Annotated in this window: 13 protein-coding genes; 6 read left to right on the top strand and 7 right to left on the bottom strand. The window is 62.9% G+C overall.

Annotated features, from left to right (window positions below; translation table 11 throughout):
• Positions 1 to 10 precede the first annotated feature (10 nt).
• The 6 genes from ACIOVD_RS07115 (at position 11) to proC (ending at position 6,858) form a co-directional block, all read left to right on the top strand.
• On the top strand, positions 11 to 1,120 hold the full coding sequence (locus ACIOVD_RS07115) for an ABC transporter ATP-binding protein (RefSeq protein WP_401126841.1): 1,110 nt from the start codon (positions 11 to 13) through the stop codon (positions 1,118 to 1,120).
• The gene (locus ACIOVD_RS07110) at positions 1,117 to 2,886 is read left to right on the top strand and encodes an ABC transporter permease subunit (RefSeq protein WP_320332519.1); all 1,770 of its coding nucleotides are present in this window, start codon (positions 1,117 to 1,119) and stop codon (positions 2,884 to 2,886) included. The genes ACIOVD_RS07115 and ACIOVD_RS07110 overlap by 4 nt, the downstream gene beginning before the upstream one ends.
• Before the next feature lie 32 nt (positions 2,887 to 2,918).
• The gene (dapA, locus tag ACIOVD_RS07105) at positions 2,919 to 3,836 is read left to right on the top strand and encodes a 4-hydroxy-tetrahydrodipicolinate synthase (RefSeq protein ID WP_095170788.1); all 918 of its coding nucleotides are present in this window, start codon (positions 2,919 to 2,921) and stop codon (positions 3,834 to 3,836) included.
• Between the two features lie 98 nt (positions 3,837 to 3,934).
• Positions 3,935 to 4,765, top strand: coding sequence for an IclR family transcriptional regulator (locus ACIOVD_RS07100; RefSeq protein WP_320332520.1), 831 nt, complete (start codon positions 3,935 to 3,937; stop codon positions 4,763 to 4,765).
• 102 nt (positions 4,766 to 4,867) lie between these two features.
• Positions 4,868 to 6,019 carry an alpha-hydroxy acid oxidase gene (locus ACIOVD_RS07095; protein ID WP_401126838.1) on the top strand — a complete coding sequence of 384 codons (1,152 nt, stop codon included), beginning with the start codon at positions 4,868 to 4,870 and terminating at the stop codon, positions 6,017 to 6,019.
• A gap of 50 nt (positions 6,020 to 6,069) precedes the next feature.
• A complete protein-coding gene (proC, locus tag ACIOVD_RS07090; RefSeq protein WP_401126836.1) occupies positions 6,070 to 6,858 on the top strand; it encodes a pyrroline-5-carboxylate reductase in 789 nt (262 codons plus the stop codon).
• A gap of 555 nt (positions 6,859 to 7,413) precedes the next feature.
• Here proC and ACIOVD_RS07085 read toward each other — a convergent pair.
• The 7 genes from ACIOVD_RS07085 to ACIOVD_RS07055 all read right to left on the bottom strand — a co-directional run bounded on the left by ACIOVD_RS07085 (position 7,414) and on the right by ACIOVD_RS07055 (position 15,345).
• Positions 7,414 to 8,217: an IclR family transcriptional regulator gene (locus tag ACIOVD_RS07085; protein ID WP_401126834.1), complete on the bottom strand. Its 804-nt coding sequence runs from the start codon at positions 8,215 to 8,217 to the stop codon at positions 7,414 to 7,416.
• Positions 8,218 to 8,340: 123 nt separating this feature from the next.
• Entirely contained in the window at positions 8,341 to 9,894 is a 1,554-nt protein-coding gene (locus tag ACIOVD_RS07080; RefSeq protein WP_401126832.1) for an AMP-binding protein, read from the bottom strand.
• A gap of 3 nt (positions 9,895 to 9,897) precedes the next feature.
• A complete protein-coding gene (locus ACIOVD_RS07075) occupies positions 9,898 to 11,601 on the bottom strand; it encodes an ABC transporter permease subunit (protein WP_401126830.1) in 1,704 nt (567 codons plus the stop codon).
• Positions 11,598 to 12,668 carry an ABC transporter ATP-binding protein gene (locus tag ACIOVD_RS07070; protein ID WP_095170801.1) on the bottom strand — a complete coding sequence of 357 codons (1,071 nt, stop codon included), beginning with the start codon at positions 12,666 to 12,668 and terminating at the stop codon, positions 11,598 to 11,600. The genes ACIOVD_RS07075 and ACIOVD_RS07070 overlap by 4 nt, the downstream gene beginning before the upstream one ends.
• A gap of 12 nt (positions 12,669 to 12,680) precedes the next feature.
• Positions 12,681 to 13,742 carry an ABC transporter substrate-binding protein gene (locus ACIOVD_RS07065; protein WP_095170803.1) on the bottom strand — a complete coding sequence of 354 codons (1,062 nt, stop codon included), beginning with the start codon at positions 13,740 to 13,742 and terminating at the stop codon, positions 12,681 to 12,683.
• Positions 13,743 to 13,898: 156 nt separating this feature from the next.
• Entirely contained in the window at positions 13,899 to 14,663 is a 765-nt protein-coding gene (locus tag ACIOVD_RS07060) for an enoyl-CoA hydratase/isomerase family protein (RefSeq protein WP_401126827.1), read from the bottom strand.
• A gap of 202 nt (positions 14,664 to 14,865) precedes the next feature.
• Positions 14,866 to 15,345 carry a VOC family protein gene (locus ACIOVD_RS07055; protein WP_095170806.1) on the bottom strand — a complete coding sequence of 160 codons (480 nt, stop codon included), beginning with the start codon at positions 15,343 to 15,345 and terminating at the stop codon, positions 14,866 to 14,868.
• Positions 15,346 to 15,542: the final 197 nt, after the last annotated feature.

Here is a 15,542-nt window from a genome sequence, read left to right as displayed (position 1 = left end):
GGTCTTCGCCATGTCCTCTTCCAGCCTAACCGTAAAGAAGCTCGCTAAAAACTATGGCCAGTTCGTGGCCCTCGCCCAAACCGACCTGACCGTCGCCGATGGGGAGTTCCTGACGCTGCTCGGTCCTTCCGGCTCCGGCAAAACCACCTTGCTCAGCCTGGTGGCCGGCCTCACCCATCCCGATGGCGGCGAGGTGTCCATCGGCGACAACGATGTGACGTACCTGGCGCCCCATCATCGCGACATTGGTGTGGTGTTCCAGAACTACGCGCTATTTCCCCACATGACGATCCTGGAGAACATTGCCTTCCCGCTGAAGATGCGCAAGGTCCCGGCGACTGAAGCCCGTGAGCGGGCCATGGCCGCCCTGGACATGATCAAGCTGCCGCACATCGCCCAGCGTTATCCCAAGGAGCTGTCCGGCGGCCAGCAACAACGGGTCGCGCTGGCGCGCTGCATGGTCTATCGCCCCTCGATCATCCTGATGGACGAACCCCTGGGCGCGCTCGACAAGAAGCTGCGCGAACACATGCAGCTGGAGATCAAGCGCATTCACCGGGAGCTGGGAACCACCATCATTTATGTGACCCACGACCAGGAAGAGGCGATGACCATGTCGGATCGCATCTGCCTGATGAATGCCGGGAAGATCGAGCAACTGGGCACCCCCGATGACCTGTACTTCCGCCCACGCACGCTGTTCGTTGCCGACTTCCTCGGTGAGTCGAACCTGCTGCCGGCGCAGATCGTCGCCTCCCAGGACGGGGTGCTCGATGTGCTGGTCGGCAGCCGTGGGATCAAGGCCAGCGCCACGCCAAACGGCGAGAACCTGCCGGGCGCGCACATCCACATCATGGTCCGCCCACAGAACATGCTGATTGCCAAAGCCACGGCCGGCGACGTGCGCCATCTGCAGGCGAGCGTCAGCGATGTGATGGTCACCGGCAGCCTGACCAAGGTCTACATGAGCACCGAGGAAGAAGGTATTCCCGCGCTGGTCTCGGCCTTCCCGACCCGGGTCAATGGCGAGAGCTTCCAGCGCGGCGACAAGGTCTCCCTGTCCTGGCACGCCTCGGACGCCGTTGCCATCACCGAACAACCCAAGGCGGCGTTCCCATGAGCCTGTTTACCTCTCGCGCAGCCTCTGCGCCGATGCCCGCCTGGGCCAAGAACAGCCTGATGATCGCGCCGTTGCTGGTGCTGCTGGCAGTGTTCCTGGCCTATCCGGTGGGCCGCCTGCTGTCGTTGAGTATCCTCGGGCCGGAGGGCTTTTCCCTCGACGCCTACCGGCACCTGTTCGCCTCGAGCCTGTACCTCAACGTGCTGTGGATCACCTTCAAGATTTCCCTGGCCACCACCGTGCTGTCGGTGGTGCTGGGCTATCCGGTGGCCTACCTGATCTCCACGGCGCCGGCCAAGCTCAAGAGCCGCCTGGTGTTCCTGGTGCTCCTGTCGTTCTGGACCAGCTTCCTGGTCCGGGCATTCGCCTGGGTGGTGATCCTGGGACGCAACGGGGTGGCCAACAACTTCCTGATGTCCCTGGGCCTGATCGACCGACCGATCAACCTGCTCTACGGCACCGGCGCGACCCTCACCGGCATGGTGCACGCGATGCTGCCGCTCGCCGTCATGACCATGCTCGCGGTGATGGAGAACATCGACCGCAGCCTGCCCCGTGCCGCTTCGACCCTGGGCGCGCGTCCGGGTACGGCCTTCTGGACGATCTACTTCCCGCTGTCGATGCCCGGCGTGGCCGCCGCCACCATCATGGTGTTCGTCACTGCCATCGGCTTCTTCATCGTTCCGGCGCTGTTGGGTGGGCGCAAGGAAACCATGATCACCCAACTGATCATCGATCAGGTGCAACAGACCCTGAACTGGGAACTGGCCGGGTCGATTTCCGTGCTGTTGCTGGTGGTGGTGCTGGTGGTCTTCGTGATCTATGACCGGATCTTCGGCTTCGCCACCCTCACCGGCGAAGACCCGTCCGCCCAAGCCCGTCGCGACACCCTGGCGCGACGTGCAGGCAGTGCGGTGCTGGCGGGCATTGGTGCAGTCAGCGACTGGCTGATCGCGCGCCTGTCGTTCAAGCGCCGGCGCAAGAGCGCTGAAGGCACGCCGCTGGTGCTCAGTGTCTTCGTCTGGACCGTGCTGGTGCTGATCAGTCTGCCGGCCCTGCTGATGATCCCGATCTCCTTCAGCAGTGCCGGCCTGCAGTGGCCACCTTCGGGCATGACGCTGCAGTGGTACGAGCAAATGCTCAATACCCCGGTCTGGACCCAGGCCCTGGTGCGCTCCCTGACGGTGGCGACCGGCGCGGGCATTCTGTCGATGCTGATCGGCGTGCCCGCAGCGTTTCTCCTGGCCCGCGGCAGGATCCGTGGCAAGGCGATCCTGCTGGCGTTCCTGCTGTCGCCGATCATCGCGCCACGAGTGATCATTGCCCTCGGCCTGTTCTACATGTTCGCCGAGCTGAAGCTGGTCGGTACGTCCATCGGCCTGATCATTGGCCACACCGTGGTGTGCGTGCCCTACGTGGTGATGACCATGATCGCGGTGCTGCGCAACTATGACCAGCGCCTGGACCTGGCCGCGCAGAGCCTGGGGGCCAGCCCCCTGAGAACCCTGCGCCACGTGACCTTCCCCCTGCTGGGCGCCGGGATGTTTTCCGCGTTCCTGTTTGCCTTCGCCACCTCGTTCGACGAACTGACGATTGCGCTGTTTTCGTCGGGCGGCCTCAACGCCACGTTGCCCAAGCAGTTCTGGGATGAGGTGACCTTGCAGGTTTCACCGGTGATTGCCGCCGTCTCCACCTGCTTGCTGATTTTCATCACCCTGCTGATTTTCGGCGCCGATCGCCTGCGTCAGCGCAGCCTGGCGCGCTGAGCCCGTAACCCATGATCAAAGGAGAAACATCCATGCTCAGTTCTGAACACCTCAAAGGTATTTTCCCGGCCATTACTACGCCGGTGCAGAGTGATGACACGATTGATGTAACCGCCACCGAAGCGCTGTTCAGTTGGTTGACCGGGCAAGGCGTGGACGGCGTGGTGCCGTTGGGCGGCACCGGCGAGTACGGTGCCCTGTCCAGGCATGAACGGGTGCGCTTCGTCGAACTCTGCGCCAAGCTCGCCGACCAGCGCATGCCGGTGATCTGCGGGGTGCTGGACACCGGCTATCACGACGCGATGACCGCGGCGCAGGACTTTGCCAAGGCCGGCGCCGATGGCCTGCTGGTGATCACGCCCTACTACACCAACCCGACCCAACTGGGCATCCGCGATTACTTCCTGCGCTACGCCGATGAGTCGCCGCTGCCGATCCTGATCTACGAAATTCCTTATCGCACGCGGATCTCGATCGATCCCGAGGTGCTGCACGAACTGTCCCGGCATGAGCGCATCATCGGCATGAAGGCCTGCAACACCGACATGTACCACTTCCTGCGGGTGATTGCCGGCGTCGATCCTGAGTTCGCCGTACTCAGCGGCGAAGACACGCTGTTCCCGCTGCAAGTGGCGGCGGGTGCAACAGGCGGGATCGTGGTCACGGCCAACCTGCTGCCGAAAACCTGGCGCCGGGTGTTCGACCTCGCCAGCGCCGGCAAAACCGCCGAGGCGCTGGCGCTGCACCGGCAATTGATTCCGCTGATGAACCTGGCGTTTTCCGAAACCAACCCCGGGCCGATGAAGTCGGTGATGGACCTGATCGGGGTCAACGCCCCTGCCCTGCTCGCCCCCCTGCGTGAGCCGAAGGAAGATCTGCGTAATGCACTGAGAGTCGAATACAGCAAACTTCTGGACATGTTCGAGAAGGCCCCAACCGCGGCCCGCTAGTTCAAAACAACGGCTGCCACGCCAGTGCCCGTGCGCTATGCAAGGGCACAGGTGAATGCCACAATCCAATGTCATGACATTTATGGACCGCTCAACAAATGCCGAATTCTCGCCCAACCAAAACCACAAGAAAAACTGCAAAAGAAGCAGTTGGCGATCCTCGTAATTCGTCATTGTATGTCGGCTCTACTGAAAAGACCTTTCAGATACTGCATGCCTTCGACCATCCGAAACGGCAAATGCCGCTCTCGGAAATAGCCACCTTGTCGGGGCTTGATCGCAGTGCCGCACAACGCCTGGTATTTACCCTGGAAGCCCTGGGATATCTACGCCGCGTACACAACACTCGGGATTACGCACTGACTTCCAAAGTGCTGCAGTTTTCCTACAACTTTCTGTGCGCCCATGAGTTGCTGCACAAGGCCGCGCCGTACCTGGTGGACCTGAGCAGTACCCTGGGCGAAACCACTAACCTGCAAGAGCTCGATGGCCACGAAGTGGTCTACGTGGGGCGCTATCCGGGCCGGCACTTGATCAACGTCGACATCATGGTCGGCAGCCGCCTGCCCGCGATATTCACCGCCTCGGGCACCGCCATCCTGTCCCACTGCAGCGCTGAAGAGCGGGAAGCGGCGATCGAGGCCACCCAACTGCGGGCACTGACCCCGCATACCGTCACCGACAAGGGTTTGTTACTCGAACGCATGCAGCGCGCGGCTGAAACCGGCTACGCGATCATCGCCAATGAAACCGTACTGGGAGATATTGCCGTGGCCTCGGCCATATTGGATGAACATGGCCATGCAATCGCGGCCATTACTATCGCGGTACCGACCACTCGCTGGACTAAAGAACGCGTCGAAGAAGAACTCGCCCAACATGTTCAAGTGGTGGCGACTTCCATTTCCGCGAAGAAGTTTTTCTCCTGAAACCCGCATCAACTTCATAACTTAGCGCGTACATGGGCAATCAATAACAACCGGGCTTTATAAGTCTCGGTTGCGTTTGCCTGCATGTCTGGACGAGGGCTTATGTCATCCTTATTGAACTTTATTGATTACCGGGCCCGGGCCAGGCAACGGTTGCCAAAGGCACTGTTTGAATATATCGATCGCGGCAGTGAGGATGAACAGGCACTGCTACGCATCCGTTCCAGCCTGGACCAGATCACGCTGACGCCTTCCCTGCTCAATGGCGTCGATCAACCGGAGCTGCGCACCCCGTTGTTGGGGCAAGCGCTGGCCATGCCGCTGGTCATCGCGCCCACGGCATTGGCGGGACTGGTGTCGTTCCAGGGGGAAATACAACTGGCGCGCACCGCGCGTGACCTGGGCATTCCCTTCTGCGTTTCCACCCAGTCGGTGACCACGGTGGAAGAGATCCGCAAGCAGGTGCCGGATGCCAATCTGTGGTTCCAGTTGTACGTGTGGAAAGACCGCAACCTCACCCGCCAGTTGCTCGAACGCGTCCAGGCGGCCGGGGTCGATACCCTGGTGATCACCGCCGACACGCCGATCAGTCCGAAACGCGAATACAACGTCAGGAACGGCTTCTCTATTCCCTTGAAACCCAGCCTCGCGCTGCTGCTGGATGTGCTGGGCCATCCCTCTTGGCTGGTGTCGGTCTGGTTGCGCCAATGGCTGGCGAGCGGGATGCCTTCCTATGGGCATTACCCGGCACAGTTTCGCGGTGCGGTCACCCAACAGACAGTCCATGAGGCGGTGCGCCTGGAAAATCGCCTGACCTGGAACGACATCCGGCAGATCCGCAGTGGCTGGCACGGGCGTTTGGTCATCAAGGGCGTGTTGAGCCCCCAGGATGCGTTGCTTGCCCGGGACGAAGGCGCGGATGCCATCGTCGTCTCGGCCCATGGCGGACGTAATCTCGACATCGCGCCCGCGCCTATCCAAGTCCTGCCGGCCATCGCCGAGGCCGTCGGCGGCGACCTGCAGATCATCGCCGACAGCGGCGTGACCCGCGGCAGCGACGTGCTCAAGTACCTGGCGCTGGGAGCGGATGCGGTGATGGTCGGGCGTTTGCCGCTGTGGGGCCTGGCAGCCGCCGGCCAGCAAGGCGCCACCGACAGCCTGCGGATGCTGCGCAACGAAATGGAACTGGCCATGACCCTGCTGGGTGCGCACTCAGTGCGCGACTGCAGGAAGGCCAACGTGCTCGGGCGGTAACCCGCCCTGTTTGTCAAACCAAGCCCTGGGGCTTATCCGGAGATCACCGCATGAACGTACTTTTTATCGGTTACGGACGCATGGGCAGCGCCATGGGCGAAGCCTGGCTGGCCAACGGTCTGGTTGACGCGGTCAGCGCCGTCGACCCGCATCCACAGGCGGGTCTGCGGGCAACCCTGTACCCGGATCTACAGGCCATTGCGCCGCAAGCCTTTGACCTGATTGTGCTCGCGGTCAAGCCCGACAAAGTGTGCAGCGTCGCTGCGTCCCTGCCGGACCTGATCTGCCAGGACGCGGTGGTCATCTCCGTCGCCGCCGGCATCACCTGCGACGCCCTCGATCAGGCGCTGGCCCGTCGCTGCCCGGTGATCCGGGCGATGCCCAACACCCCGGTGCTGGTGAATGCCGGCTGCACCGGGCTGTACGCCGACGCCCGGCTGGATGCGACACGGCGCGCCCTGGTCGGCCAACTGTTCGACAGCGTCGGACGTAGCTACTGGCTAGAACAGGAAAGCCTGCTGGATGCCGTCACCGCGATCTCCGGCAGTGGCCCGGCCTACTACCACCTGTTCAGCGAAGCCCTGGCCCAGGCCGGCGTCCTGCTCGGCCTGCCACCGCAACTGGCACTCAACCTGGCCCGCCAGACCGCCCTGGGCGCCGCACGCCAGCAAACCCAGGAAAACGCAGACCTGGTCGAACTGCGCACCGCCGTCACCTCCCCCAACGGCACCACGGCAGCGGCCATCAGCGTGTTCGAACAGGACCAGGCCCTGCGCCAACTGATTCAAGCCGCAACCCAGGCAGCCCATGCCCGTTCCCAGGCGTTATCGGCGGTGTAGTAGCGAGAGCCCGCTTGCGGCGCCCGCTTGCGGCCTGCTCGCGATGGGGCCAGCCCATTCAACATCGATGGTGCCTGATATACCGCCATCGCGGGCAAGCCCGCTCCCACAGGTTTCGATGGGTGTATGCAAAATCTGCGGGCACCACAAACCACTGTAGGAGCGAGCTTGCTCGCGATGAGGCAGGCACAGTCAACATCATTGGTGCCTGACCCACCGCCATCGCGAGCAGGCTCGCTCCTACAGGTTTCGATGGTGTATGCAAAATCTGCGAACAGCCAAAATCACTGTGGGAGCGAGCTTGCTCGCGATGAGGCCAGCACAGTCAACATCGATGTTGCCTGACACACCGCCATCGCGGGCAAGCCCGCTCCCACAGGTTTCGATGGGTGTATACAAAATCTGCGGGCACCACAAAACCACTGTAGGAGCGAGCTTGCTCGCGATGGTCGTCAACGATGACGTTCCAAGCCTGATTCACCGCGGCGCTCATGCGTCCTTCGCGAGCAAGCTCCTACAGGGCTAGCGGGGGTATGCAAAACCGGTGGCTGGGGCTCAGCTTTTGCGTTTCGCGGAGATCGAGGAGGCGGTGGAGATCAGTAGGTCGGCGTAGCGGCGCATGTCCCGCTCAGCGACCCAGCGCGAACGTGACACTGCCACGTTGACCGCGCCAATCCCGCGCCCGGAACCGTCGAGAATGGCTGCCGCGGTGGACACGTCGCCGTAGAAAAACTGGTCCTCGACGTGGGCAAACCGCTGCTGGCGCACCTGCTCCACGTTGGCCCAGATCTGCCCACGGTCAGTGATGGTGGCCGGGGTGTGCTGGACGAACTGGCTGCGGTCGAAGATGTCGTTGACCTCGTCATCCGGGTAAGTCGCCAGCAACGCCAGGCCCGGTGCGGTGCACCAGGCTGGCAAGCGGGTGCCGACAATCACGTTGGCGTTGAACACATGGCGGCTGACGATCCGCTGGACAAACACAATGTCGGTGTCGTCCATCACCGTGAGGTTGGTCGCCTCCTCGGTTTCCGCGCTCAACTGCTGCAAGTACGGCGCGGCTCGGTTCACCAGCTCACTGGAGCTGAGGTAATGAAAGGTGAAATCCAGCAGCTTGGGGGACAACTCATACTTCTTGCCCTGGTCCTTGTTCAGGTAGCCCAGGGTGGCCAGGGTATGGGTGAAGCGCTGCGCCGCGCTGAGGTCCATGCCCGTCAGCCCGGCAATTTCCGACAGCGACAGTTGCCGCTGGCTGCCATCGAAGGCCATGAGCACTTTCATGGCCTTCTCCACGGATTGCACGTACAGCGAGGAAGCGGTGGGATCAGTTGCCGGTTTTTTCGGCGAGCGGGGGTTGGCCATGGGTGCTTTACATCGCGTCGTGAAATGAAAGAATGCGGTTTGCTGGACACAGTCTATCGCTATTCACTGACAGCCTGTCACCTGGCACGAATTCTTAGTGAAATTCCCCGCCTGAACCTACCTCTACGCTCGCTGCCCCTGCCCGTCCCACGCACCGTCGAGGGTGCGCGCCAGCAGGTGTTTCTTGATCCGCTCGCTGGGGGTCATCTCGAAGCTGGCGATTGCCCGGTAGTACCGCGGCTGCTGGTACGACGCCAGGCGCTGGCTCGCCCACTGCACGATGGCGAGCCAGTCGACCTGCGCATGTTCCTCGAACTGCACATAGAGGAGGATTTCCTGCTCGCCAATACTCGATTGCACCCCCACCGCAGCACAGGCCCGCACCGCCGGATGACTGCTGAACACCCGCTCCACTTCCCAGGCCGACACGTTCTCGCCGCGTACCCGCATGCTGTCGGTCCGGCGCCCGACGAAGAACAGGTCGCCATCGCCATCCAGGCGCGCCATGTCACCGGTGTACAAACGTCCGTTGCGCAACGCCTGGGCAGTGGCCGTAGGGTTATCCAGGTAGCCAGGCAGAAACACGCCCTCCACGCTGCTCGACAGCACGATCTCGCCCAACTGCCCAATACCGACCGGCTGGTTTTCGGCGTCCAGCAATTCCAGGGTCAACCAGGGCAGCGGCTGGCCCACGGAGCCCGGCTTGTTGTTGCGATTGAGGGTGGCGAAGCTGGCGCATTCAGTCATGCCGTAGCACTCGCGCAACTGGCAGCCGAAACGCTGTTCGATGGCCGCCCAGTTGTTCACGGACACCCCCGCCCCCCACAACGTGCGCAGGCTATGCGCGGTCGGCCAGGTGGCGGCATCCTGCTGCATGAGGATGTCCAGCACCCCGCCCAGGTAATGCAACTGCGTGGCCCCGACCGCCGCGCACTGGTCCCAGAAACGACTCGCGGAAAAACGCTGCACCACGTTCAACTGGACGTCGGCCAGGAATGGCAGCAACAACATTTGCGCGCCACCGATATGGCACAGGGGCTCCCACAACAGCAGGCGATCGCCCGCCTGCACATCGGCCACCAGCAACACTGCCTCGCCGGCGATGCGCATCATCCGATGGGTAAAAATCACGCCCTTGGGGGCACCGGTGGTACCCGAGGTGTAAATCAGGCACAGCGGCGCATCGCTGGCGCTGTCCAGCCATTGCAACGGCGCATCCGGATACTCCTCGGCGGCACGCTGCAAGGCCGTGATCGACCGGTACGGTAAAGCAGCGGCCGCACCCTGGCGCAGCAGCGGCTCGAACTCGGCGTCCGCCACCACCAGCTCGGGCCGAGCGTGTTCGAACGGATAATCCAGCCCCGGGCCGCGCAGCCGGGTATTGATTGGAATCCACACCAGCCCGGACAGGATCAACGCGTAGATCAACACGATCTGCTCGTCGCTGTTGCCCAGCATCACCGCCACCCGTTGCCCGGGGCGCAGCCCTTGCGCGGCCAGCACCGCCTGCAGGGCCGCGACCCGGGCCCGCAGTTCGGCGGTTTGCAACGAGCGCCCTTCGAAGGTGATACGCACCCGGCTGTCATCGTTCATCAGGCCGGCGTGAATCAGCGGCGCGGCCGTCAATGGGTCGTCGGTGATGCGCTGGGGGAAAAATTCGCTAGGAAAGTTTTGCATCGTTCAAGAGCCTTGGCGTTTGGAAAGAGAGCGTCGCGCGACCCATTGGGCGACCACCACGAACAGCACGATGAAGCCCAGCAGCGTGGTGGATACCGCCGCCAGCGTCGGCGTGAGCGCCAACTGGATGCTGTCCCACATTTGCTTGGGCAAGGTGGTGTTGATCCCGCCGCTGACGAAGATCGCGACAGTCAGGTCGTCGAACGAGGTAATGAACGCCAGCAGGAATGCCGACATCAGGCTGCCCGCCATCAACGGCAGGGTCACCGTGCGCAACCTTGTGAAGGTCCCGGCACCGAGGATCCGGGCCGCATCGTCCAGGCGCATGTCGTATTGGCGAAAGGCCGCCGCCAGGGTCACCACCACGTAGGGCAATGCCAGTACCGTATGCCCGAGCACCAGGCCCAGGTCCTTGCCGGCCAGGCCCAGGCGGGAGAACAGGTACAGCAAGCCGAGGGCGATGACGATGCGCGGCACGATCAGCGGCGCGATGAACAAGGCGAACAGGCCCTTGCGCCAGCGCGCCGACATGCGGGTCATGGCCATGGTCGCGCCAAACCCCAGCACCAGCGCCAGCAACGCCGTCGCCACCCCCACGCCAAAGGAGCGCAGCAATGCCGCCTGCCATACCGGCGAGGTAAAGAACTCGATGAACCACTTGAAGCTGTAGAGCTTGGGCGGGAACGCAATGAATGGACTGCTGGTAAAGGCCAGCGGAATCACCACCAGCACCGGCAGGATCAGCAGCAACACCAACAGCACGCTGTAGCCCGGCAGCATCACCCCATCACCACCGCGCGGGCGCCCGGAGCTGAAGCGTGAACAGAAATGCCCGATGGCGAACAACAGCCGCAGGCCCAGGCCGGACTGCCGGCCCTTGGGTGCTTCGCCGCCGAGGGAAGACAACCCCGCAACCCGGTCGTAGATCACGAACACCAACAACGAGCAGATCAGCAGCACCACCGACAGCGCGCCGGCAAAGTGCATGTCGAACAGGTCGAGTACCGAGGAAATGACCAATTGGGCGACCATCATTTCCCGTGGCGAACCCAGCAGCGCGGGAACGATGAAAAAGCCCAGGCTGGTAATGAACACCAGCAGCGCAGCGGCGGCGATACCCGGCGCCGACAGGGGCAGGAAGATACTGAAGAAACTCATCGGGCCACTGGCGCCGAGGGTTTGCGCGGCGGGTGCCAGGCGCTGGTCGATGCTGCGCATGATCGGCAGCAAGGTGATGACCGCCAGCGGCAGCATCGAGTGGACCATGCCGATCAGCACGCCGGACAAGGCCGGGACCATCCCGGACGGATTATCGATGAACTGCGCCACCAGGCTGGTGACCAGGCCCTTGCGCGACAACAACAGCATCCAGGCGTACGTCTTGACCAGGTAACTGGTCCAGAACGGCAGCATGATCCACAGCATCCAGCGCTCGCGGCCCTGGGGCGACAAGCGCGTCAGCAGGTAGGTCACCGGGTAGGCCAGCAGTACCGAGAGGATCGCAGTCAGCGCCGAAATCCAGAAGGTGATACCCAGCACCCGGCCATAGACCGGCGTCGAGGCGATGCGTTCGAAGTTGCTCAGGCTCAGGTCGCCGGCGCTGTCCTGGAAGCTGCCCATGAGCATTTCGGCGACCGGCAACAGAAAGAACACCGCGAGGAACAATAGGGCCGGGATCGCCGGCAACAGCCGTCTAGGCAGGCTCATGGCTGCACCTGCGCAGGCAACAAGGTGGCACGGTGGGCGTCCCAGGTGATGCCGACGGCGTCGCCAACCCGCGGGTTGATGTGGCGCGCGCAACGCACGCTGAACCGGGCGCCCGAAGGTAGGCGAATCAGCGCCCGCGTATCGCTGCCGAGGAACACGCATTCGTCGACACTGCCCACCAGCAGGCCGGCACTCGGTTCGGTCAGGCGCGCCGCTTCCGGGCGCACCAGGACGAAGTGGTCCGCGCTGTCGACCTTGGCCGACACCTCGTGGCCTATGCAGCCGCTGAGTTCCAGCAGGCGTCCTTCGACGTGCAGTTGGCTGGCACTGGTGCGCTTGCCCTGCAGTACGTTGGAGTGGCCGATGAACTCGGCGGCGAACAGGCTGGCCGGGCGGTCGTAGAGCTCCTCGGGAGTCGCCAGTTGCTCAATGCGTGCCTTGTTCATCAGGCAGATGCGATCCGACAGGGTCAGCGCTTCTTCCTGATCGTGGGTCACGTAGATGAAGGTCGCGCCCAGCTCCTTGTGCATGCGGCGGATTTCCAACTGCATGTGCTCGCGCAGATTCTTGTCCAGCGCCCCCAGGGGTTCGTCCAGCAGGATCACCGAGGGCCGATAGGCGAAGCAGCGCGCCAGGGCAATACGCTGCTGTTGGCCACCGGAAAGTTCACTGGGATAACGATGGGCGAACTCGTGCATGCGCACCATTTCCAGCGCCGCATCGACTGCGGTTTCCAGTTCGCGCTTGGGGTACTTGCGCATGCGCAAACCGTAGGCGACGTTGTCGCGCACGCTCATGTGGGGAAACAGCGCATAGCTTTGGAACACCAGGCCGATTCCGCGTTTGCCGGGAGCGATGTGGGTGGCCTCCTGGCCGTCGATCAGCAACTGCCCACTGCTGGGTGGCACCAGCCCGGAGATCATTTGCAGCAGGGTCGACTTGCCTGAGCCCGAAGGCCCCAGGAGCGTCAGGAACTCCCCTTCGCGCACCTGGATATCGGTGGGCTGCAGCGCGACGAACTGGCCATAGGTTTTGCCCAGGCCACGTGTTTCGAGTTTTACGCTCATGCAACGACTCCCTTACGACAAGATCCAGGCGTTAAAACGTTCAGTCACCTGAGTGCGGTTGGCTTCCCACCATTGCGGGCTGGGCAGGCGCATGTTCTTCAGGTTCTGCGGCGCGGTGGGCAGCAGCGCGGCCCGTTCGGCGGGGATCTGCTCGAAGGATTTGCGGTTGGTCGGACCGTAGGCCAGGTCATTGGTGAAGGCGGCCTGGCGTTTGGCGTCGGCGCAAAATCGCACGAATTGCTTGGCCATCTCGGCGCGCGGGGTGCCTTTGGGAATGGCCCAGCCTTCGATGGAGTACAGGCCCTGGTTCCACTCGATCTGCACCGGTGCACCGTTCTCCAGCGCGGCCTGGGCGCGACCGTTCCAGATCGAGATCAGGTCCACTTCGCCGCTCTGGATCGCTTGCATGGCCTGGGCTCCGGAGGTCCACCACAGGTCGATGTGCGGCTTGATCCGGTCCAGGCTCTTGAAGGCCCGGTCGACGTCCAGCGGATACAGCGCGTCCAGCTCGACGCCGTCGGCCAGCAGGGCCTGTTCCAGGGTGTCCAGCGGACTGCGGCGCAGGCAGCGGCGACCGGGAAATTTCTCGACGTTCCAGAAATCCGCCCAGGACTGCGGGGCGTTGTTGGCAAAGGTGTCGGTGCGATAGGCCAATACCGTGGAGTACACATCGACGCCGAGGAAGTTCGGGGTAATGGCCTCCGGCAGCAGGTCCGGAAACTCTTCGCTGCTCAAGCCGATCGGCTCGAGGAAGCCCTGGCTCTCCAGGTAGGGGATGTCGGCCGAGATCGTCAGGGTGGTGACATCCCAGACGAAGTTGCGGGTCTTGACCATGGCCGCGAGCTGCGCCACCGGCTGTGCTTCGCGGGCGACGCTGATCACCTTGATCCCGGTGGCTTGCTCGAAAGGGTCATAGAACGCGATGCGGTAGGCCTTGGTGTAGGGGCCTCCGGGGTCGGAAACAATTATTTGCCGCGCACTGGCGCGGACCACGCTCGGCAGGCTGCAGGCCAGTGCGAGGGTCATGCCGGCCTTGAGCAGATTTCGACGGTCAGGGCTTTCTGGATTATTCATGAAGGACTCCTGCGAAAAACGAAAGCATCGATAAAAGGCGAAGACATCGGCAGTTCACAAGGTCGTGGGGGTTGCCGGTGAGGGTACGTTGCCGCCGCCGTGCGCATTGTTGTAGCCACCGACCCACTAGGCCGGCGGCGAGTTACCAGGGGTGAATCAGGCCTGTTTGGCCCGTTGCTGGAAGAACGCTTCCATCATGCGCGCCGGCTCACCGGAGTCGTACGCCTCTTTCTGCAGGCGCTGGCCGGCTTCGATGGCGCTCTTGAAATCGGGGTCGCTCATTTCGCGGAAACGCTGCTTGTCCAGGCGCATGGCCACCGGCGGTTTGTTGGCCAACTCGTTGGCCACCTGCAGGGCTTTGGCGAACACTTGCTCGGCCGGCACCATGTAGTGGATCAGGCCGATGCGGTGGCACTCCTCGGCGTCCATCAGGCGCCCGGTCAGGGTCAGCTCGATGGTGCGCGACATGCCCAGCATGCTGTTCATGATCCACGGCCCGGTGGTGCTTGGAATGCCCGAGTTGATCTCCGGCTGGCCCATGCGCACGCCCGGATGACCGACCCGGATATCCCCCAGCAGCGCGACCTGGAAGGCCGAACCCGCCGCCGTGCCGTTCAGGGCCATGACCAGTGGCTTGGACAGCCCCCGCAAGGTGGCGTAGTAGCGTTCCCACTCACCGACCCATTGCACTGCGCGCTCACCATCAAAATCATGGGCTTCGGAGAGGTCCTGCCCCGCCGAAAAAGCACGGTCCCCCGCGCCGGTCATGATCACTGCCTTGATCGACGCGTCGGCGTCATAAGCCAGCAAGGCGTCGATGATTTCGTCACGCATGGCGGTGGTCCATGCATTCAAGACTGCCGGGCGATTGAGGGTGATAACTGCCACGGAACCTTGAGTTTCTAGCACAATGTTTGACATGGTTATCTCTATGCAATAGTTGATGTCTAATTACGATATAACCATATTGATTTACCCGCAAGCGGAAAGATCGCGCTCGCGGCTGCTTGGTGCAAGGTCGGGTAATCGGGGGGATAAGGCTGGGGGGTCAGGCTGGCGCAGACCGGGTGCTGCAGATGTCGGGGCCAGGACAGTCGGCCTGCCCTGCCCCAGTTGACGCGGGTTAACCCTTGATCGCGGCCTCAATGGCGGCGACATCGATTTTGCCCATCTCCATCATTGCCGCGAAGGCGCGCTTGGCCACCGCTCGGTCGGGGTGGGTGAAGGCCGCCGTGAGCACTCGCGGAGTGATCTGCCACGACAGTCCCCAGCGGTCCTTGCACCAGCCGCAGGCGCTGGCCTCGCCGCCGTTGCCGACTATCGCGTCCCACAGGCGGTCGGTTTCGGCCTGATCGTCGGTCGCGACCTGGAACGAAAACGCCTCGTTATGCTTGAACGCCGGCCCGCCGTTCAATCCCAGGCAAGGGATGCCCATCACGTTGAATTCCACCGTCAACACATCGCCCTGCTTGCCCGCCGGGTAGTCGCCGGGCGCACGATGCGCAGCGCCCACCGTGCTGTCGGGGAAGGTCTTGGCGTAGAAGGTCGCGGCGTCCAGGGCATCGCCGTTGAACCACAGACAGATCGTATTTTTGCTGACCATTTTGTTTCTCCAGAATTGGTACAGACCGGTTCATTCTAGCTGCACCGTTCATCGCCCCCATGGCAGCATGGCGGTTTACCCAGGATCAGGAAGATCATGCTTATTCGACTGACGCAGGTTTCGTCTTCATCGATGAGTGGGAGCCCTTGGCCAGTCATCCGCAGATCCTGGTCCAGACCATGATCTGGCAGGCAAGC

Source organism: Pseudomonas sp. NPDC087626, from assembly GCF_044743405.1.
Taxonomy (GTDB): domain Bacteria; phylum Pseudomonadota; class Gammaproteobacteria; order Pseudomonadales; family Pseudomonadaceae; genus Aquipseudomonas.
This window is presented reverse-complemented; position numbering and strand designations above follow the sequence as displayed.

Excerpts from the sequence above, each read along its gene's own strand:
- ACIOVD_RS07115 (WP_401126841.1), top strand. The coding sequence starts at position 11 with ATGTCCTCTTCCAGCCTAACCGTAAAGAAGCTCGCTAAAAACTATGGC.
- ACIOVD_RS07110 (WP_320332519.1), top strand. The coding sequence starts at position 1,117 with ATGAGCCTGTTTACCTCTCGCGCAGCCTCTGCGCCGATGCCCGCCTGG.
- dapA (WP_095170788.1), top strand. The coding sequence starts at position 2,919 with ATGCTCAGTTCTGAACACCTCAAAGGTATTTTCCCGGCCATTACTACG.
- ACIOVD_RS07100 (WP_320332520.1), top strand. The coding sequence starts at position 3,935 with ATGCCGAATTCTCGCCCAACCAAAACCACAAGAAAAACTGCAAAAGAA.
- ACIOVD_RS07095 (WP_401126838.1), top strand. The coding sequence starts at position 4,868 with ATGTCATCCTTATTGAACTTTATTGATTACCGGGCCCGGGCCAGGCAA.
- proC (WP_401126836.1), top strand. The coding sequence starts at position 6,070 with ATGAACGTACTTTTTATCGGTTACGGACGCATGGGCAGCGCCATGGGC.
- ACIOVD_RS07085 (WP_401126834.1), bottom strand. The coding sequence starts at position 8,217 with ATGGCCAACCCCCGCTCGCCGAAAAAACCGGCAACTGATCCCACCGCT.
- ACIOVD_RS07080 (WP_401126832.1), bottom strand. The coding sequence starts at position 9,894 with ATGCAAAACTTTCCTAGCGAATTTTTCCCCCAGCGCATCACCGACGAC.
- ACIOVD_RS07075 (WP_401126830.1), bottom strand. The coding sequence starts at position 11,601 with ATGAGCCTGCCTAGACGGCTGTTGCCGGCGATCCCGGCCCTATTGTTC.
- ACIOVD_RS07070 (WP_095170801.1), bottom strand. The coding sequence starts at position 12,668 with ATGAGCGTAAAACTCGAAACACGTGGCCTGGGCAAAACCTATGGCCAG.
- ACIOVD_RS07065 (WP_095170803.1), bottom strand. The coding sequence starts at position 13,742 with ATGAATAATCCAGAAAGCCCTGACCGTCGAAATCTGCTCAAGGCCGGC.
- ACIOVD_RS07060 (WP_401126827.1), bottom strand. The coding sequence starts at position 14,663 with ATGTCAAACATTGTGCTAGAAACTCAAGGTTCCGTGGCAGTTATCACC.
- ACIOVD_RS07055 (WP_095170806.1), bottom strand. The coding sequence starts at position 15,345 with ATGGTCAGCAAAAATACGATCTGTCTGTGGTTCAACGGCGATGCCCTG.